Annotated in this window: 18 protein-coding genes and 1 pseudogene; 4 read left to right on the plus strand and 15 right to left on the minus strand. The window is 60.7% G+C overall.

From position 1 onward, the window contains the following. Positions 1 to 79: 79 nt before the first annotated feature. Positions 80 to 349, plus strand: a pseudogene (locus tag PG897_RS10825) (GFA family protein); the annotation flags it as partial. Between the two features lie 134 nt (positions 350 to 483). Next, a complete protein-coding gene (locus tag PG897_RS10830; protein WP_005308857.1) occupies positions 484 to 1,350 on the plus strand; it encodes a hypothetical protein in 867 nt (288 codons plus the stop codon). A gap of 222 nt (positions 1,351 to 1,572) precedes the next feature. Here PG897_RS10830 and rnr read toward each other — a convergent pair whose 3' ends face one another. Then, positions 1,573 to 3,966, minus strand: coding sequence for a ribonuclease R (rnr, locus tag PG897_RS10835; RefSeq protein WP_270828993.1), 2,394 nt, complete (start codon positions 3,964 to 3,966; stop codon positions 1,573 to 1,575). 134 nt (positions 3,967 to 4,100) lie between these two features. On the opposite strand from rnr, the gene PG897_RS10840 reads away from it, so the two are divergent. Next, positions 4,101 to 5,123 (plus strand): GGDEF domain-containing protein, encoded by a 1,023-nt coding sequence (locus PG897_RS10840; protein ID WP_270829032.1) that lies wholly within the window; start codon positions 4,101 to 4,103, stop codon positions 5,121 to 5,123. A 61-nt stretch (positions 5,124 to 5,184) separates the two neighbouring features. Here PG897_RS10840 and luxS read toward each other — a convergent pair whose 3' ends face one another. The 8 genes from luxS to PG897_RS10880 form a co-directional block, all read right to left on the minus strand. Continuing rightward, entirely contained in the window at positions 5,185 to 5,694 is a 510-nt protein-coding gene (luxS, locus tag PG897_RS10845) for an S-ribosylhomocysteine lyase (protein WP_005308851.1), read from the minus strand. 18 nt (positions 5,695 to 5,712) lie between these two features. Beyond that, positions 5,713 to 6,306: a transglycosylase SLT domain-containing protein gene (locus tag PG897_RS10850; protein ID WP_275056027.1), complete on the minus strand. Its 594-nt coding sequence runs from the start codon at positions 6,304 to 6,306 to the stop codon at positions 5,713 to 5,715. 60 nt (positions 6,307 to 6,366) lie between these two features. Beyond that, a complete protein-coding gene (gene glnB, locus PG897_RS10855) occupies positions 6,367 to 6,705 on the minus strand; it encodes a nitrogen regulatory protein P-II (protein WP_005308848.1) in 339 nt (112 codons plus the stop codon). 9 nt (positions 6,706 to 6,714) lie between these two features. Further along, positions 6,715 to 8,337, minus strand: a complete 1,623-nt coding sequence (locus PG897_RS10860) for an NAD+ synthase (protein ID WP_201889482.1) — start codon at positions 8,335 to 8,337, stop codon at positions 6,715 to 6,717. 73 nt (positions 8,338 to 8,410) lie between these two features. Beyond that, positions 8,411 to 10,519, minus strand: a complete 2,109-nt coding sequence (locus PG897_RS10865; RefSeq protein ID WP_017782211.1) for a type IV pilus modification PilV family protein — start codon at positions 10,517 to 10,519, stop codon at positions 8,411 to 8,413. A gap of 8 nt (positions 10,520 to 10,527) precedes the next feature. Further along, positions 10,528 to 11,634, minus strand: coding sequence for a hypothetical protein (locus tag PG897_RS10870; protein ID WP_005308842.1), 1,107 nt, complete (start codon positions 11,632 to 11,634; stop codon positions 10,528 to 10,530). A 4-nt stretch (positions 11,635 to 11,638) separates the two neighbouring features. Next, complete coding sequence (locus PG897_RS10875; protein ID WP_005308840.1) at positions 11,639 to 12,226, minus strand: PilW family protein; 588 nt, start codon at positions 12,224 to 12,226, stop codon at positions 11,639 to 11,641. A 20-nt stretch (positions 12,227 to 12,246) separates the two neighbouring features. After that, a complete protein-coding gene (locus PG897_RS10880; RefSeq protein WP_201889483.1) occupies positions 12,247 to 12,780 on the minus strand; it encodes a GspH/FimT family pseudopilin in 534 nt (177 codons plus the stop codon). Between the two features lie 93 nt (positions 12,781 to 12,873). Here PG897_RS10880 and PG897_RS10885 point away from each other — a divergent pair, with 93 nt between their 5' ends. Next, the gene (locus tag PG897_RS10885; RefSeq protein WP_005308836.1) at positions 12,874 to 13,260 is read left to right on the plus strand and encodes a type IV pilin protein; all 387 of its coding nucleotides are present in this window, start codon (positions 12,874 to 12,876) and stop codon (positions 13,258 to 13,260) included. Between the two features lie 4 nt (positions 13,261 to 13,264). Here PG897_RS10885 and tppA read toward each other — a convergent pair whose 3' ends face one another. From tppA to tppE, 6 genes are read right to left on the minus strand one after another with little or no spacing between them, the layout of a single operon-like run. Next, positions 13,265 to 13,666 (minus strand): type IVa pilus pseudopilin TppA, encoded by a 402-nt coding sequence (tppA, locus tag PG897_RS10890; RefSeq protein WP_010635132.1) that lies wholly within the window; start codon positions 13,664 to 13,666, stop codon positions 13,265 to 13,267. Between the two features lie 8 nt (positions 13,667 to 13,674). Further along, positions 13,675 to 17,028, minus strand: a complete 3,354-nt coding sequence (locus PG897_RS10895) for a pilus assembly protein (RefSeq protein WP_201881982.1) — start codon at positions 17,026 to 17,028, stop codon at positions 13,675 to 13,677. A 9-nt stretch (positions 17,029 to 17,037) separates the two neighbouring features. Then, complete coding sequence (locus PG897_RS10900) at positions 17,038 to 17,514, minus strand: pilus assembly PilX family protein (RefSeq protein WP_005308830.1); 477 nt, start codon at positions 17,512 to 17,514, stop codon at positions 17,038 to 17,040. 10 nt (positions 17,515 to 17,524) lie between these two features. Next, positions 17,525 to 18,619 carry a PilW family protein gene (locus PG897_RS10905; RefSeq protein ID WP_043169251.1) on the minus strand — a complete coding sequence of 365 codons (1,095 nt, stop codon included), beginning with the start codon at positions 18,617 to 18,619 and terminating at the stop codon, positions 17,525 to 17,527. After that, on the minus strand, positions 18,616 to 19,029 hold the full coding sequence (gene tppB, locus PG897_RS10910; protein ID WP_005308826.1) for a type IVa pilus pseudopilin TppB: 414 nt from the start codon (positions 19,027 to 19,029) through the stop codon (positions 18,616 to 18,618). The genes PG897_RS10905 and tppB overlap by 4 nt, the downstream gene beginning before the upstream one ends. After that, entirely contained in the window at positions 19,026 to 19,529 is a 504-nt protein-coding gene (gene tppE, locus PG897_RS10915; RefSeq protein ID WP_043169253.1) for a type IVa pilus pseudopilin TppE, read from the minus strand. Before tppE ends, tppB begins: the two co-directional genes overlap by 4 nt. Positions 19,530 to 19,608 lie beyond the last annotated feature (79 nt).

The raw sequence follows: 19,608 nt of genomic DNA on the forward strand, positions 1-19,608 counted from the left end.
TTTCATGTAGAACCTCCTGCGTTCAAGATACGAGAAAATTCTACTTATGAGCACCTCAGTTTTTCGGGGGGATTACCGTGCCATTTGCTCTTCTGTTCCTGTCGCCAGTCTGCGCATCCTTCAAGGTGAAGAGTTGCTCACCCTGTATCAATTCAATACACATACGGCCAAACACTATTTCTGCAAAGTCTGCGGCATATATACCCACCATCAGCGTCGCTCCGATCCAAGCGTTTTCGCCTACAACGTCGGCTGCCTTGAAGGTGTCAATCCATTTGCTCTTGGAGAAGTACCCACATCTGATGGTATTAACCATATCTCTGATCGAAAATATGGAAAAACACCCTGACACTGCAGTCTAGAGAGATAGCCATCATTTTGAGTGCCATGTAGGAGTCAACAACTCGACGATTGACCACCTGAAGCGGATAGGCACTATGTTGTCCCCCTAACTCCCGCTTCATCCCGTCACAGGATCACAAGATGCCTTACTTCTTCTCGGATACAGCCCGCAGTGAACGCCAATACGCGACAATGTTGTTACCACACTTGCTTATGGCAGATGATTTTGCTGGCTTAGGAGCCCTTTTTAAACAACTGGGTCTACCTTGGTGTGCATCGAAACGATTAAGCGATACTGAGGCTGTTGCCGAACTGAACCCGATTCGAGATGTGGTTAAACCAAACCAGCCTGGCTGGGCAGATGATATTGAATCAGCTCAAAAGGCAAGGGCTGTTGTGCCAGATCTCTTTTTTCGACACGGTGACACCGCACTAGTGATAGAGGCAAAATTCTTTACACATCCCTCTAGTAGCGCACTTGCCGAACAGTTGCAGGAACAAGAGATCGCAATTCGACGCGCCCTGCCGAATACTGTTTATGGGACGTGCCAATTCCATTACTTGGCACTGACCGTCCTTCCCTTGGATAACATTGGTGATTGGCCTTCAAACTATCGTCGAATGACATGGACCGATATGCTACACACCATAGAGCCAGTGGTAACCGAGCCACCGAGCACAGATAAACACTATGCCCTGTCCACCATACGGGCAGCCATTGAACGGAGCACCAGCGAAGCCAACACATCAGCAACCGAAACAGGCCGTGAACCAACCATTCAAGCGCTCGTAGCAAAAGCACCTACATTGCTGGAAGCGGGTTACCAGTATATTGGTTTCATCGGTGGTCTGAGTGCGCTCGCCAATACCGACCTAAAAATGTTAGAGACCCGAGATCACTACAAGTATTCAGATTGCCAGCCAAATAAGAATTGGATACCGCTGGTAGCGGTGGTCGCTAAATACTTAGAGCTAAAGGCCGCTGCCTATGCCAAAACCACCGCATAAAAAAACGTGGCGGAGGTGAGAAAACGCTACACAGGAAGAGTACATAAACAGTAGTGGCAGCCCCTCCCCCACTTCGATGACCATAAAAAAATCCGAACCCCGGTAACAGGGTTCGGATTTTTTTCGTCTCCGGGACTATCGGGCGCTGTAGTAGATACCCCGGGGCCATCAGCCCCTTACGACCTCAGACCGGGTCGCCGGCTCCAAGCATGGGCCGAGGGTTTACCCCTTGGCCTTGTCGCGCGCTTTTTTGCTCGGTCGTCTGTTGCTGGGTTTGGCACGGCCGCCCTTGGCTGATTTACCGTGGTCCTTGCCCTCTTTCTCTTTGCGTTTGTCGTGACGCTCGGCGCTCTTGGCCTTCTCCTTCTTGATCTCGGCCATCTTGCGCGCCGCCTGCTTGGCGTTCTTGCCGGTGATCTTGAGGGGCTCTTCCACCATCACAAAGTCGATCTTGCGATCGTCCAGGTTCACGCCCATCACCTTGACCCGCACCTTGTCACCCAGACGGTAGCGGCGGCGGAAGTTCTCGCCGATCAGCTGCTGGTGCAACGGGTCGAACTGGTAGTAGTCGTTGGTGAGGGTGCTGACGTGCACCAGACCGTCGATGTGGATCTCGGCCAGACGCACGAAGAAGCCAAAGCCGGTGACGCTGGCGATGACGCCGTCGAACTCGTCACCCACGTGATCCAGCATGTACTCGCACTTGAGCCAGTCGGCCACGTCGCGGGTGGCGTCATCGGCGCGGCGCTCGGTCATGGAGCAGTGCTCGCCCATCGGATCCACTTCTTCCAGCTGGTAGTGGTAGCCACCGCTCGGAGTCCACTTGTGGCGCAGGTTGCCCTGCTGCTCCTTGGCGGTCTGATACTTGATCGCCCGGTGCAGGATGAGGTCTGGGTAACGACGGATCGGCGAGGTGAAGTGAGCGTAGGACTTCAGCGCCAGACCGAAGTGGCCGATGTTGTCGGCCTGATAGATGGCCTGACGCATGGAGCGCAGCAACATGGTGGAAAGCAGCTCCGCATCCGGGCGCCCTTCAAACTTGGCGGCCAGGTCGGCAAAGTCTTTCGGCTCGGGCTCGAGGCCCCCCTTGAGCTCCAGGCCCAGCTCGGCCAGGAAGTCACGGAAGCCGGTCAGACGCTCTTCGCCCGGACGGTCGTGCACCCGGAACAGGGCGGCAGCCTCGTTCTTCTCGATGTAACGGGCAGCGGCCACGTTCGCCTGGATCATGCACTCTTCGATGATCTTGTGGGCGTCGTTGCGCACCAGCGGCACGATGCGGTCGATCTTGCGCTGGGCGTTGAAGATGAAGCGGGTCTCTTCGCTCTCGAACTCCACCGCACCGCGCTGATGGCGGGCATGCTTGAGCGCCTTGTAGAGGTTGTTGAGCTCCTCGATGTGGCCCACTAGCGGCTCGTACTGCTGGCGCAACTTGGGATCGCCATCCAGGATTGCCGCCACCTTGGTGTAGGTCATGCGGGCGTGGGAGTTCATCACCGCTTCGTAGAACTTGTAGCCGGACATGCGGCCGGCGGCGGAGATGGTCATCTCGCACACCATGCAGAGGCGGTCAACCTGCGGGTTGAGCGAGCAGAGGCCGTTGGAGAGCACCTCCGGCAGCATGGGCACCACGAATTCGGGGAAGTAGACCGAGTTGCCGCGCTGATAGGCCTCGGTGTCGAGGGCGGTGCCCGGCTTCACGTAGGCGGAGACGTCGGCAATGGCGACCCACAGGCGCCAGCCGCCGCCGCGCTTGGCTTCACAGAAGACGGCGTCATCGAAGTCGCGGGCATCTTCCCCGTCGATGGTGACCAGCGGCAGGGCACGCAGGTCGATGCGACCCTCTTTGGCCTTCTCCGGCACCTGCTCGCCCAGACCAGCAACCTCCTTGGTCACCTCCTCGGGCCAGGTGTGCGGGATGCCGTGGGTACGCAGGGCAATCTCGATCTCCATGCCGGGAGCCATGTTTTCACCCAGCACTTCCAATACGGTGCCGACCGCGTTGAAGCGGGCGGTGGCGCGCTGGTTGATGCGCACGACCACCACCTGGCTCTGGCGAGCCCCCTTGTTCTCCCCTTCCGGGATGATGATGTCCTGGCCGATACGGCTGTCGTCGGGTACCACGAAACCGACGCCGTTCTCGACGAAATAGCGACCGACGATGTCCGCCTCGCGGGCCTTGAGCAGGCGCACCAGACGCGCCTCCTGGCGACCCTTGCGGTCGATCTCGGTCGGCTGCACCAGGGCATAGTCGCCGTGCATCAGGCGCTGCATCTCGCGGTTGTTCAGGAACAGATCCGGGCCACCACCCTCGGGACGCAGGAAACCGAAGCCATCCTTGTGGCCGAGCACATAGCCTTTGACCAGATTCAGGCGATCCGGCAGGGCGTAACACTGGTTGCGGGTGAAGACCAGTTGACCGTCGCGCTCCATGGCGCGCAGACGACGACGCAAGGCTTCCAGCGGCTCTTCTTCGGTCAGCTTGAGGACCTTGGCCAACTCTTCACGGGACATGGGCTTTTCATGGCCCTTGATGAGGTCGAGGAGCAGCTCGCGACTGGCGATCGGATTCTCGTATTTTTCGGCCTCGCGTTCGAGGAAAGGATCTTTTTGAGACATAAGCAGGCCTTAGGGTAGGTGGTAACGGCGACATTATATCGGAGGGGGGGGCGAATGGCATCCATCGACTGCCTTTTGGCCAATCTCTCTGTCATACTATGCACAGTTTGCAGTCATGATGAGACATGGAACTCATGAGCAAGGATTCGTTCGCCCAATCCGCCGCCTATCTCAAGCAGGCGGTTCCCCTGATGATCAAGTATCAAATCCCCACCACGCCGGATAATTACACCCTTTGGTATAACTATGTGGCGGCCAGCATGCCCGAGCTCAATCAGGCCATCGATCAGGCCATCAAGTTGCAGGGCAACTGCTCTCTCACCACCTGCGAACGCCTCTATCACCAGCACCTCGCCGCCCAGGATGAGCAGCAGATGGAGGCGATGAAGCTCAACCTGGCCGCCATGGCCAACGAGCTCGGCCACACCATGCAGGATGCCATCTCGGATACCGGCATGTTCCAGGAGATGCTCGACAAGAGTTTCGACCGGCTGAGCCTTATCGATGACGAGGGGCTGAGCCTGGAGGACACCATGGGGATCCTGCGGGATCTGGTGCGCGAGTCGCGGGACGTGCGCATGTCGACCATGCACTTTCGCAACCAGCTCAGCAGCGCCGAGAAGGAGATCAAGGAGCTGCGCGAGGCGCTCAACGAGACCCGCAAGCTGGCCAACGAGGATGCCCTCACCAGCCTGCTCAACCGGCGCGCCTTCGATCTGGAGATAGATAGCCTGCTGCGCAGCAAGCAGCCCTTCTCGCTGATCCTCGCCGATATCGACCGCTTCAAGAGTTTCAACGACGAATATGGCCACCTGCTGGGAGATCAGGTGCTGCGCGCCTTCAGCAAGCGACTGCGGGAGACCTGCAAGGAGGGCGTCACCGCCTACCGCCTCGGCGGCGAAGAGTTTGCCCTGCTGCTTCCCATGCGCAACCTGGCGCTGAGCCGCCAGATGGCGGAGAGCCTGCGCCGGGCCATCGAGAAGATGTCGATCCTGGATCGCAAGTCGGGCCGGCGCATCGACCACATCACCGCCTCGTTCGGGGTGGGCGAATACAATGGTCAGGAGACGGGCGACAGCCTGGTCGAGCGCACCGACAAGCTGCTCTACAAGGCCAAGGAGCTGGGCCGCAACCGGGTGATGCCGCTGCCATCCTGAACTCGCCAAACGCAAAAAGGCCGGTCATTGACCGGCCTTTTTCATGTTTGCCATCCCGGGATCAGAGGCTTTTCAGCTTCTCTTCCGGCAGGGCCAGTTCGTCATTGCGGTTGACGCCGATGCCGCGCTCCAGCACGTGGCGGGCGATGGCATGGGCCTCTTCCAGCGAGTGCATGCTGTAGGTACCGCACTGGTATTCGTTCAGCTCGGGGATCTTGCCCTGCTCCTGCACGGTCAGCACGTCGCTCATGGCGGCCTGCCAGGCAGCGCCAACCCGGGCTTCGTCCGGCGCACCGATCAGGCTCATGTAGAAGCCGGTGCGGCAGCCCATGGGAGAGATGTCGATGATCTCAACCCCATCCCCATTGAGATGGTCACGCATAAAGCCGGCAAACAGGTGCTCGAGGGTGTGGATGCCACGCTCGGAGAGGATCTCCTGGTTCGGCACACAGAAACGCAGATCGAACACGGTAATGGTGTCCTTGTTCGGGGTCTGCATGGTCTTGGCCACACGTACCGCCGGCGCGGCCATGCGAGTGTGGTCAACGGTAAAACTGTCCAATAACGGCATTTCTGACTCCTGATTTGGTTACCAGAACCAGCCCCCGCTGGAGAGCTGATCCTTGCATTGTCGATACTGGGCGCCGTAGCGCTGGGCGCGAGCCTCCACCTTGCGGGATGTCTTCATCAGCCATCCCTTGCTGCGGTAGCTGCCACGCCGATAGCCACCCCACCCTTCGTGATAGTTGAGATACTGGCCATACGCATCCCACTTGGAGGTGCCGTTCAGCCGCTGGGCCTTGTGAGTGTACCAGCCCATGAAGTCGATGGCGTCGGCAAAGTCATCGCGATCGCTCCAGCTGTTGCCGGTCTCTCGCTGATAGTCGGCCCAAGTCTCGTCTTTCACCTGAGCGTAGCCATAAGCCGAGCTGGCCCGCCCGGTCGGAATGAAGAGGAAATACTGCATCGGCGGCTGGGCATCGTGCACGAAGGAGGACTCCTGATACATCATGGCCATCACCACCTGCACAGGCGTTCCCCACTTCTCGTTCATCTTGAGCGCCGCCTCGTGCCAGTCCGGCTTCTCGCGAAAGATCTGGCACAGGTTTTCCGGCTGGGCCGGCGGCCGGGTACTGCAGGCGGTCAGACCGGCCAGCAGGCCGGCCACCGCAACGAGGCGCATCCAGGACATCAGCGGGCTCGAGTCTCCATTCGTTGGCTCATCACAAGGCTCAGCCATCCGTCAGATGGCGTCTTCGTTCTCTTCGCCGGTACGGATGCGGATGACCCGCTCCACCTCGCAGACGAAGATCTTGCCGTCACCAATCTTGCCGGTGCGGGCGGTGTTCTGGATCGCTTCCAGGCAGGCATCGAGATCCTCGTCCTGCACCACCAGCTCCACCTTCACCTTGGGCAGGAAGTCGACCATGTACTCGGCGCCGCGATAGAGCTCGGTGTGGCCCTTCTGGCGGCCGAAGCCCTTGACCTCGGATACCGTCATGCCGTTGATGCCGATCTCGGCCAGGGCCTCGCGCACATCGTCCAGCTTGAACGGTTTGATGATGGCTTCAATCTTCTTCATGGTGACTCCTTACCAGTTCTGTTTGCCAAACCCGGACGTGATGGGGTAACGGCGATCCTTACCAAAGTTGCGGGCCGTGATGCGGGGCCCGACCGCCGCCTGACGGCGCTTGTATTCGTTGAGATCCACGAGACGGATCACCTTGCGCACCACCGCCTCCTCGAAGCCTTCCGCCACCATGTCGGCCACGGAGGCATCTTCTTCCACATAGCGCTTGAGGATGGCATCCAGGATGTCATAGGGGGGCAGGCTGTCCTGATCCACCTGGTCCGGTGACAATTCTGCCGAAGGAGGACGGTCGATGACCCGCTGCGGGATCACATAATCGACGGAATTGCGGTATTCGCACAGCTTGAAGACCAGCGTCTTGGGAACGTCCTTGAGCACGTCGAAACCGCCGGCCATGTCGCCGTACAGGGTGGCATAGCCCACCGCCATCTCGCTCTTGTTGCCGGTGGTCAGCACGATGCGACGACGCTTGTTGGAGAGCGCCATCAACAACACACCACGGCAGCGAGCCTGCAGGTTCTCTTCGGTGGTGTCGCGGGCGGTCCCTTCAAACAGCGGCGCCAGCTGGGCCATAAAGCCTTCGAACATTGGCTCGATGGAAATGATGTTGAACTCCACCCCCATCCGTTCGGCCTGCTCCTTGGCATCTTCCACGCTCATCTGGGCGGTGTAGCGGAATGGCATCATCACCGCCTGCACCTTGTCGGCGCCGATGGCATCGGCCGCGATGGCCAAGGTCAGCGCCGAGTCGATGCCGCCGGAGAGGCCCAGCACGGCGCCGTGGAAGCCGTTCTTGGTGACGTAGTCGCGCACCGCCAGTACCAGTGCCTGATAGGTCTCGGCCAAGGGTTCCAGTGGTGCGGCGGGTTCCCGCTCCTTCACCGGCTGACCATCGGCAAAGTGCACCAGCGCCAGCTCTTCGGCAAAGGGGGCCAGCTTGTGGGTCAGCTCGCCCTGGCTGTTGAACACCTTGGAGCAGCCGTCGAAGATCAGCTCGTCCTGACCGCATACCTGGTTGAGGTAGATGAGCGGCAAACCGGTCTGATCGCAGCGCTCGGCCATCAGCTCACGGCGGATCCAGGGTTTTTCCTGATCGTAGGGCGAGGCATTGATGGTGAGCAGCAGCTCGGCTCCAGCGGCCTTGGCGGCCAACGCCGGCCCCGGCTGCCAGAGATCTTCGCAGATGAGCAAGCCCAGCTGATGACCACGGAAGGGGACCACGCAGGTCTCGGTTGCCGCGGTGAAGTAGCGCTTCTCGTCGAAGACCCCGTAGTTGGGCAGATCCTGCTTGAAGTAGCGTGCGACCAGCTGCCCCTGTTCATAGAGGGAGGCGGCGTTGTAGAGCGCCTCCCCTTCACGCCAGGGGTGACCCACCAGAATGGCGCAAGCCCCCTGCCATGCCGCGATGCGGGTCAGCGCGGCCTCCACCCGGATCATCAGATCGGCGCGCAGCAGCAGATCTTCCGGCGGGTAGCCGGTCAGGGCCAGTTCGGAGCAGACCAGCAGATCGGCGCCTTGCCGATCGGCTTCGGCGGCTGCCGCCAGCACCTTGTCACAGTTATCTTCGATGGCGCCTACCGTCAGATTCAACTGGGCAAGCATCAGAGAGAGGGCTTTTGCCATGGCGATGCATCTTGAATTCGAAAATGATGGGGAATGATAAAGAAAAGGCGCTGGCTGTGCCAGCGCCCAAGACTCAGGGGGTACAAGTCAGGCTGCTCGCGTTGGTCACGCCGTTGTCCACCAGCAGGCCACAGGGCCCGGTGATCACCTGACCGCTGGCGGGCGGTGTCATGGCGATGCTCAACGATGCCGGCTTCAGCAGATAGGTGGTGTTGCCCTGGGCACTGTAGGAGAAACTCACCACCAGGCTGCTGTTTTGTGCCGCCGTGCAGACATAGGTGGCCGGCTGGTTGTTGGCCTGGGGCTTGTCGATACGGCAGGTGGCCCCCGTGGTGGTGGTGGTCACGCTCAACCCGTTGAAGGTGTTCTTGTTGCACGCCGTGGGGGATGGGTCCTTGTTGCTGACCTTCTCCAGACACTCGATCCGCCCCGACACGGTCAGGGTCGGTACGGTTTGAGCGCTGGTATCGATCGCCACCGGCATGCTGGCGCTCTTGGCTTCACTCTGATCCACGGGAGAGATGAGCGAGGCGGTGATCCCCGAGTTGCCTTGATAGGCGGTCACCTTGATCGACGCGCTCTGCAACACGTTGGAGGCATCCTTGGTGCTCTTCTTGGCAGACAGGTAGCCGCGACTGTAGCTGCCGAAGTAGTAGTTGTTGAGATCGACCACCGTCTTGACCGTCTCGTTGGTCACCCCCACATAGTCGGAGACACTGCCGGTCAACTGGCCACTCAAGGGCACCAGACTCCACTCGGCCAGCATGGTCAGGTTGATATCCTGGAATGGCACCCTGGCCAGCAGATCCTGCGAGGTCAGGTCGAGTGCGGCCAGATAGGTGGGCGAGAGCACATCCACATAGATGCCGCGCGCGATCAGCTGGGCCGTGCCCGTGCTCATGGTGACCTTGGTCGTGGTGTCTCCCCCCGCCGCCGCGTTGGCAGGCAACCAGTCGGCAAACTCGGTGATGGTCGGTGGCGTGGCGGTGGGGTTCGCGGTCCAGTTGAGGGTGTTCTTCTGCCAGGTGATGTAGGTGGTGACCACGTACTTGATGTAATTCTGGTAGCTGGTCTGATTGGCCGTCTTGGCGAGGAAGTCGGCGCTGGTCACTATGACTTTGATCAGGTTCCACTCGGGCAGAGGGCGATAATAGCCATCGAGCCGGACGAAGCGGCAGGCATCCACATAGTCGCCACTGTTGACCGAGGTGAGCGAGCTGTTATAGCGCTGCCTGTTGGTGTGCAGCGGGGAGTAGAACTGATCAAAGCTGCTGCCGCTGCCATCGAAGTGGTTCTTGCAGCAACTGGTGCAGAGAGTGGGTTGATCCTTGACGCTGCTGTTGAGGATGCCGGTCTGCTTGGTGACCTGGGAGCCCACGCTCCAGTAGAGAAGATTGCTGTCGGTCAGGATCGCCTGGCCCGGCAGGTAGGCATTGACGCTCGAGCCGTAACTGCAAGAGCAGGAGACCGAGGCCAGATCCTGCAGCACCTGCTGGGTGTTGCCGCCGTTGTCGGGCTTGTAGGTGACCGTCTCGAACTGCACCAGCTTGCCGACGGTGCCATCCTTGGAGGTCACCGTCGGCAGCGGTTTGCTGGTCTCCTGCTTGCGCCCTTCCTGATCGATTTGGATGGAGATGACGTCCGGCGCCACCCCCGGGGTATAGACCACCTGGGGTGGCTCGCGACTGGTATCGAGCCCGCCATTCAACTGGTTCTGGGCCAGTGACTCTGCCGGCGACACTGCACCGGCCAATAACAACGAGACTGGATTCCCGTCATTGTCGCTCCAGCTGACGGTTACGTTGACGACCTTGCGACCCGGGTAGGACTGCAGGTATCCCGCCGGGGCCGTCGTCTGCCAGGCCGTACCATTCCAGTACTGGTTGTTGACGGTCCAGCTCAGGGTATAGGTCCCGCCGCCGTCGGCGGGGGTGACCGTACTGGTGCCCGCCGCAATGCTGTTATAGGCCGTGAGCGGAGAGACGGCACTCACTACGCCGTTGAAGGTACGAAAATCATCGAGTTTCGACTCGGCCAGCCGCATCGCCACCTCATAGCGCCGACCGTCCTGGGAGGCCCCGAGGATCCCGCGCGACATGGCCACCAACCCGGCCACCCCCACCCCGAGCAGAACCAGGGTGATCAAGATCTCCAACAGCCCGAATCCCTTGTGCGGTTTCATGTTCGCTCCTACCAGTCCCGCCAGCTACCGGGCACTAGGTTAATGATCTGAAATGCGGCTCCATTCTCGATATTGCTCAGCACCGCTTGGTCGTACTTGGCGTCGAAGGTCCCGTTGGCGGTCTTGCCCAGTTGGTAGTTGGCAACCACAGCGCCATTGACGATGGCGCCCCCCTTCAGGCTGATATCGTTGGTAGTCGTGGCGGGTGTGGAGGAGTAGGCGAACACCAGCCCATAGAGGGTGGCGTTGCCGTTGACCATCAGATCCCCGTTGCGCACGATAAGTACCACAGGTGCGGCAACCGAACCGATCGAACCGCCCGGCTTGCAGTCCCCATCGACGATGATGAGTCCACGGGAGGCGGTCGACAACGAATCGCAATTGGTCAGCATCTGCACTGCCCGCGACTCCAGATTGGCCCATCCTGTTGCATCGTCATTCTCGTTGAACAGATACCAGACCAGATCGCTTGGGAAGGCGGTATCGTTGTCCTTGATGTCCGACTGCTTGTCCCCCTTCTGGCTGATGTAGGCACTGCACCCTCCGCTGTAATCCCCCTGATGGCAGGTCTGACCGGAGCCATTGGTCAGATCCACATTACCGTTGGTCCAGATGGAGAGCGGCACCCCAGGCCCGCCCCCGTTGGGATTGGCCACCACGGTAAAGTTGCCGGAAACGGCCATACCACCGGCAACCGTCAGGGGGGCAGCCGGGGTGCCAGCCAATACGCTGACCTTGATGGTCTTTATCTCCACATCGGCATTGGCAGTACTGTCAACCAGGGTAGCCTGGGCTCGCACCCTGACCGGCGTCACGCTCGCCCCACCCACGGTCACGGCTGTGTCGTCCAGCGCAAACAGGGTATAGGTACCGGCCGACACAGTGACCGACACGCCACTGCTGGCGCTACGCCAACTTGCGTCCTGTGCCAAACGGCCGACCCCGTCGGATAAACCCAGTTCGGCCAGGGCCAGCGCCTGTCGATACTGCACTTCGTTGAGGCTGACACGGCGGTCAGACACCATCAGCTTGCCCACCAGCAACGAGATGCTCAGCAACATCACAGTAAGCAGCAAGGTAACGGTGAAGGTGGTAAAACCAAGATGACGTTGCATGACATCAATACCCGTCGTTGCGCAGCTTGATATCACGCTGCAGAGTGAGTTTGAGTGCGGTATTGGCCTTGAACTGGCCTGATATGTTCAGCCGCACCGTCCGTGCACCTGACGAGACGCTGCCACTCAACAGCGAGAAGGTGAGATCCGTAATTTCGATGGTATTGTCGGTACTCAGCAGGCTGCCGGTGCTGCAACTGGTGCCAAGCTGCACCCCTTTGTCGGCACTGTCGTAGCTGTAGATATAAGTTTCATCAGCCCCAAGAGAGCCGTTGTTATCATCATCGTATTTCAGCCTGATGCAGCGATAAATCTTGGAGCCTGTGACCGTCTCATTCATCAGATCGCTGCTGGTATCGAAATAGAAAGGAGATCTGGCTCCCGATGCCGCGCCGAGAAAGGCTGTCGCCCCCTGATCATAACCGGTGCGCTGCACGTCACGGGCAATCATGTCGGTGACGCTCTGCAGCTCCTGATTGAGGCGGCTCACCTGCATGGAGGTTTGATTGACCCTGAGGATGGTGGCGAACAAGGATGTCACCGCGGCGACCAGCAGCAGGCCTGCGACCATGGCAACCATCAGCTCCACCACATTGAATCCCCTTGGTGCTCTCAACATGCAGGCACCCCACTGACATTGCTGACTCCGCAGGTACGCACACGTCCGACATTGTTGGTCTTGACCTGCATGGAGTAGGTACCGGATGAGATGGCAATATTCCCCGCCGTCAGGGAGGACCTTCTGGGAGAGATACTCAGGGGCCTGATGTTGCTTGACGATTCACTGTAGCTGGCAACCAGGCTGATACCGGGATATTCACTGGCATCGCCCCCTTTGCGCCCCTCAATGCTGGAACAGTGATCGCTGCAACTGTTGCAGCTGCCATCGATAAAAATGCGGTAACACCAATTGCTGGTGCCGCTGTTGAAGATGATGAATTGCAGGGTGCGATTACGCTTGATGGCCTCGGACTTCAGCAACATCACATCCGTATACACCGCCTGGGTGGCGGCCTTGACCATCTGCTCCTGGCGCAGTGATTGATAACTGGGAATCGCAACGGTCAGCAGCAGAGCGACCAGAGACAGGGCGACCATCAGCTCTATCAGGGTAAAACCGGCGGATCTGCCCTTTCTGCTTTCCATCGTTCAAGACTCCTTTCTTTTTGCACATGCCAGTAGAGCACACCGTCAGTACTATCCTATAGTATCAACCTGTTTCACGAAGCATGCCGCCCCATGAAAGCCAAACAGTCCGGAATCACGCTGCTGGAACTGCTCGTTGCAGTCGCCATCGTCGCCATCATTGCATCCATCGCCTACCCCAGTTTCAGCGACGGTTTGCGCAAATCCCGTCGAGCCGAGGCGTTCAAGGGCCTGCTCAGCATGCAGCTGAAACAGGAAGAGTTCAGAGTCTCCAACACCAGCTACGGCACGACCCCGTCCCAGGTGGGCAACCCCACCAGCAGCTACTACGACTTCACCATCTCCGGGGCGACCGCAACCACCTACACCCTGATCGCCACCAGCAAGGGAGCGCAGGTGGGTGACAAGAGCGGCAGCACCGCCTGCGATACCCTCACCCTCAACAAGGCTGACATCAAGACCCCGGCCGCCTGCTGGTAACGCATTACCAGCACTCGGCGGCCGTCATGCTGGCCATCGACACCCCCTGCTGTCCCCCCTGATCCAGAGTCAGCAAACCGCAGGGGTCGCCGTTCATCACTCCGGTCGGGATCGCCGTCAGGGTATAGCGGGCGCCGCTGGCATTGAGCGCCAGATTGTAATAGGCAGCCCCGCCATCCCTGGGCAAGGTGGCCAGTCCGGCTGAGGCCAGGTTGCCACCATCATAGTTGCCATCGGCGGTAAACTGCCGCTCCATGTATTGCGCCGCCTCGAGTAGCGCCGCCTTGGCCTCGGCCCGCTTGGCCGACGCCATGTAGCTGTTGTAGCTGGGGTAGGCAATCAGGGTCAGAATCGCCATCACGGCTACCGCAATCATCAGCTCCAGCAGGGAAAATCCACGCGCCATCTCCACCTCTACTTCAGTTGCAACCAGGACTGGCGACCCCCAAGGTCACCCGCCCCCTCTTCCAGCGTGACCGAGATATTGCCGCTGGAACCGCTGATGTACTTGCGCTCCATGTCGGCATCCTCCACCACGCTCGGCGTCGTGGTGAGCTCGTCAAACTGCTTGCCGCTGACCGGCACCTTGATGTCGTTGCCGCTGCCGTCCTTGATCCCCACATAGTCGTCATCGTTGACGGCCCCATCGCCATTGACGTCGAACACCGAGTAGCTCAGACGCGCCCCCGAGACAGGATCCAGCTCCATCAGCCAGGAGCGTCCACCAAAGTCACAGGCATCCGCCGAGGGGATCAGGGTATTGAAGATCAGCCGTTTGTTGCGGTAGAGCATCTCCGAAACGGCTCTCTCCCCTACCCCCTTGCTCAACGCAGGGGACTTCAGTACCAGATACCACCCTTTCTGACTGGTGTAGTTGACTGCCGTGTTGGAGACCACCCTCACGTTGAACTTGATGGTGGTGCCATTGGCGGAGTATTCGTGAGTGATGCTCTGCTGCTGCAACTGGCTGGCGAGCACGGTCGCCCCCGCATCCCAGATGCCGTAGACGGCCTCCAGCCTGGGGGTTGCCGGCAACAGCTTGTCGTCATTGGTGAAATAGCTGCCGGTTCCCATCAGCACCATGATGCCCCCCTTGGGATGGCGGATGGCCAGCGGGCGCATGGTGATGGGCTGGCGCGTGCTGGCAGAGCAGGTCCCGTTGCACGCTTGAAACAGCGGTTTTGGCTTGTTGCCGGTCTTGAAGGCGCTCCCCCACTGGGCGCTGTTGTTGTCGGTCAGGTCGAATTTCCACAGATTGCCCTGCAGATCGCCGGCATAGACATAGTCCGCCACCCGATCGCCGTCCTCGTCTACCGGCAGGGGGGATGAGAGGCCATTGGGTTCGCTGGCCGAGCCCGCCTGGGTATCGATTTCCTTGATCACGGCGCCGGTCGCCAGATCCAGCACAAACAGCCGGGCGGTCTGGCTGGTGCTGTTGTAGCCGTTGGCCACCAGCGCCACCCATTTGTTGCCGGACTTCACCCGGACCAGGGTCGGCGCAGCCAGCGCTACCCCCATCTCGGCGTTGGTAAACTCCCACAACATCTTGTCGGCGGTGAAGTTGTCGGGGGCCGTTACGTCGATGGCAAAGACCGCCTTGCCTCCGGCGCCGGTCGACCCCAGCAGCACGGTTTTCCAGCTGCTGCCAAGATAGGCATCCCCCACTTTGGGCGTACCGTCCACATAGTAGCGGTGGCTGTAATCCGGCTTGGTCAGCAGGCTCAGATCCCCCAGCAGGCTGGCCGGGATGTAGCCCAGCGTCTCCACCCCGTTGGCGACCCGAAAACCGTGCAGCATGCCGTCATTGGCCCCCACGTAGAGCATGGGAGTGCGGCGACTGATGGCCGTCGAGCCAAGGAAACTCTGGTAGCCCTCCCGCTCGGCCTGGGTCAGGCCGGTGGCGCTGCCATAGCCGTAGTCCCGGTTGCCGACATAGACGGGATCCGAGTTGATGATGTCCCCCAGCAGGTCGCTGCGACTGCGGAACAGGCCGCCATTGCTCTGCTCACGGCTGCGATCACCGCGCAAGTAGGCGACCCGGTTTTCCCCCTGGTTGTCACCGGCGAGGTTGAACAGGGCGCGATTGGTGGCGTTGAGATCGGCCCAGGTGAAAGGAATGCCGACCCCGTTCTGGCGAGTGAAGAGGCTGCGGGCGGTATGGGCAGGGATCTGGGTTGCGGCATCCCAGGCCATGTTGCCCAGCGAGCCGTCGCTGTTGAGCGGAATGGAGATGAGCTGCCCGGACCAGTCGCCACTGTTGTAGCGGGCCTGATAGATGTGGGTATTGCTGTCCAGCCGGGTGGCGTTTGCGGTCACCGAACTGGCGGAGCTGTTGCGGGCCGCGATCTGGGCCAGGGTACTGCTCAGGGCCGCGGCAAAGACGTCGGGGTCACCCGCGCTGAAGAAGCTGCCCTTGCTGTTGAGCGCCGCGTGCCACAGGTCATCTATCTTGTACTCCGGAATGTAGGTCGCGTTCTTGTACTCCTTGTCATCCGGATCATGGGGATTGGGCCAGCTGTTCGGGATGCCGTTGGCCGGATTGAGCGACCCGTTGACCCCGAGCCCAACGGTAAAGTTGACCAGATGCTGCCAGTTGGCGGGATCTGCCGTGCTGGTCGGCACCTTGTCGGCCAGATCGGCACGCAGGTCTGTTTTCCAGTACTTGTAGGCCACGTCGGCCAGGGTATTGCTGTAGCCATCCTTGTCCAGATCCCCCACAGAGGGGGTATCCCCGTTCCAGTAGCCATCGGTCATCAGGATGTTGTAGCTCTGCCGGCAAGTTAGGTGGGGCAAGGTGCTGCCGGCGCTGGCCGCCCAGGGGCCATTGTTGTCGGTGCGGGAGAAATACTCCCCCACATCCTTCAGGCTGGTGCGCAGCGGCGTGCCGGCGGCCGGAATGTCGCGGCTGTAGAGGTCGCTGAAAAAGGCGCTGCGATCGGTGCCGGAGAAGGGCGCCACCCCGCGGATCACGCTGCCGCTGGCATTGATGGTGGCAAACCCCACCCGCAGGGCCTGTCCCTGACTGGCGAAGGCACGACCGACCCCGGCCCGGGCCGCCAGGATTCGGGAGCGATAGTAGGTGTACCAGTTGGCGAAGTTCTGAATCTCCTCCTCATAGGTACAGACAGGAGCACTCTTGCAGTCGCTGCGATTGGGACGCCCGCCATAGGTGCTGCCCGACTTTATCTCGACCCGGGTATAACTGCTCGCCCTCTTTACGTCACCGCTGCCCTTGTAGGCGAAATAGACGGCGGGCCAGAAGGTCTCGTCATCGTTGTAGTCGCTGGAGGAGAACCCGGTGTAGTAGCGCAACGACTTCGAGCGGTTGTTCTTGGTCAGGTCGCGACAGCCGGCGGCGATGTTGAAGGGGTTGTGCGGCGCGCAGCTGATGCTGGCATTCGCCATCAGGGTACCGTCCGCCTTGGCCCAGGGGCGGTAGCTCAGCAAGGGGTTGTAGTAGAGCTTGTTGTTGTTGCTCGAGCGGGTGTAGGCGTTGCGATCGTTGTTGCTGGTGAAGGTCACGGTCCGGTTGTCATAGTCCTCGCTGCCATAGACGTTGTCGGCACGGGGATAGACGTAGCGAGCGCTGTTTTCGATCAAATCCTCCGGCATCAGCTCGAAGTGCATCGAGCCGGAGTCATCCAGACTGAACATGATGTTGGGTTCGGCCCGGGTGCCGAGATAGAGGGGAACCTGGGCGATGTCGAGCGCCGCCTGCACCTGGGTGCAGAGCAACAGGGCACAAAATCCGTAGCCAGATGCACGCATGGTTCCCTCCTAGCGGCTGTAGGTCGATTGCAACAGCACCCGGCTCTCGTCCGAGAGGCCGAATCCCCGAGCCGTGATGCGATAAAGACGGCGCTCGCTGATGGGTTCGTCCACCGCCAGGCTCTCGTTGCTGCTCTGGGTGTAGGGCAGCCGCTCGATGAAGTACTCTGGGGCCCGTCCCGCCAGCCCGCTATTGGCATAGGTACGCCAGGCCGTGGAGGGAGAAGCGGGATCCACCGCCACGCTGACGAACTCATAGAGGCCGGCGCTGTTGTCGTAGGGGCCTGAGTTGCCTGCCTCCAGATAGCGCTCGGCAGCGCGCAGTGCCGCCTCTGCCGCCTGCAGCGCCTGTTGCGACTCCTTCTGGTTGCCCGCCATCTTCTCCTGCAGCAGGGCGCTCTGCATGCTGGCCATCGCCAGCAGGCTCACTACCGCGAGAAAAATCAGGCTGATCACCAGTGCCATTCCCCCTTGTCGCCCCATCATGCCTCCCTCCTCATGGCAGCCGGTTGCGCAAGGCGACCGTGGTTTCGGCCACCCAGTACCAGTGGCTGTCGGTTGCCTGGAAGGTCGCGCCGGCGAAGCTGATGGCCTGCGGATCCGACACCACATTGCCCTGGTTGCTGCGCATCAACAGCTGAACGCCGATCCCCAGCACATTGTCCCAGTTCGGGTTGCTGGCGGCACTCACGTAACGATCCGCCGCCCGATCCCGGTTCTGATCCTCACCGAAGGTCAGCTGGATGTCGGTGACCCCGTCCACCAGCGGCATGCCCGCCCCCAGCCCGCTCTTGCGATAGAGGGCATAGGGCGCGCCGGCCGAGGGACGGGCGATGTAATAGACCCGGGTTTCCATCCGGCTCAATACCGAACCGGCGCCGAAGCGCTCTTCGACCGGGCTGCTGGCCCCGCCCCAGGAGCTGACGGCATTGCCCGGGGTGTATTTGTTGTCGTTGGAGTGGCCGATGTTGACCTCGCTGCCCCCCCCCACCACCTGGGTCTGGGTGATCTGGAAGATCCGCGCCTTCTGGCAGTCGGAGACCATGACGATGTCCCCCTCGCACAGGTCGCTGTAGCCCTGTTTGCCAGTGCCGCAGTAGTTGGCCTTGCTGGAGAGTTGCTGCACGAACAGCTGGGCCGCACTGTTGTTGCGGGTCACCGGCACACCGCTGCCGGTAGGCCCCTGCACCAGCAGCACGTCGGTTCCCGGCTTGGGTTTGGGCTCTGCCGAGGTAAACAGGGCCGACAACGGCGCAGGCAGCGTCGCCGTGACATTGTCATAGCCGCGCAGATAGACGGTGAAGTTGTAGGGCAGTGCCGTCGCCCCGTTGAGGGTATTGGTGATGTTGACCCCCTGCTTGCTGAGGCAGCCCTGGTAACCCACCATCCGCAGCTCTTGTTGCAGCAGGTTGACGGCAAACCGGCTGTCCTCCTGCACCCGGGCGATGGCCTCACCGGTCAGGTAGGTTTTGTGGTTGCCAAGCAGCACCTGAATGATGATCCCGACTGTCAGCAGCGACAGCAGCAGGGCGATCATCACCTCCACCAGACCGACACCGGCCTGGCGCAGCAAGGTGCGCCGCCCGTTCACAGATCCGTCCTCAGGGTCATGCTGCGCAGCGCAGGCTCGGTGGCCAGCCGGCTGGCATCCCACTGGATGGTGATGGTCGCCTGTCCGGCACTCACGGCAATGGCCCCATCACCGCCGGGCAGGCCGCCGAGCGCCTGTTTCCAGTACTGCACATCCTGTATCGCCATCGAGCTGCCGGAGACCGCCTCCCCCAGGCCGACGTTGTACTGGCCGAGCAGAGCCGCGCTGCGGTTGGCCCGCATCATGTCGGTGATCATGTAGGCAAACTGGGTCGCCTCGGTCCGGGTCAGGGCCGACTGGTTGCTCTTGAGTGCCTGCAACTGCAGGGTCGCCATGCCGAGGATGCCGATCGACAACACCAGCACGGCGATCATGATTTCAAGCAGCGAGACGCCTTGCTGGTGCTTCATATGCAGCTGGTCTCCGTGATTGAAGGGCGGCCGGCCGGGGTGATCGTGATGTCGCGCGATGCCTCCTGCGCGCAGTCGGGCGGCTGCAGGGAAAACACCAGCGCCGCCTGGGCGCGACCATCGAGAAAGCCATTGCCACTGAAACGTACCAGCGACGTATTGCCGACCAGGGTGCCTGCCCCCATGTCGGGAAAGAGTCGCAGCAACTCGCCGTTGTCCAGAGTGCCGTTGCCGTTGCTGTCGACCCAGATCTGCCAACCCGATTCCCAGTGGTTCTGGGTCAGATTGCTGGTGGAGGCGGAGAGGGTGACCGCCGTATTGCGGCGAATGGCTTCGGAGCGGGCAAGGTTGATGGCGGCCACGAAGTTGTTGGCCTGGCTGGTCAACGTCATGTTGCGCATTATCGCGCTGAAGGAGGGGACTCCCAGCGTCAGCAGGATAGAGACGAGCGCAATGGTGACCATCAGCTCGATGAGGCTAAAACCTGAACGCAAAAACATCCTGTTTCGCTCTGATTTTGTCGGGGGGCCGGCTGCACATCCATCTGCCATCAAGCCGGTGATAAGTTCATCAGCAGTC

The sequence above is a fragment of the Aeromonas sp. QDB20 genome (assembly GCF_027707805.1).
In the GTDB taxonomy this organism is placed as follows: domain Bacteria; phylum Pseudomonadota; class Gammaproteobacteria; order Enterobacterales; family Aeromonadaceae; genus Aeromonas; species Aeromonas dhakensis.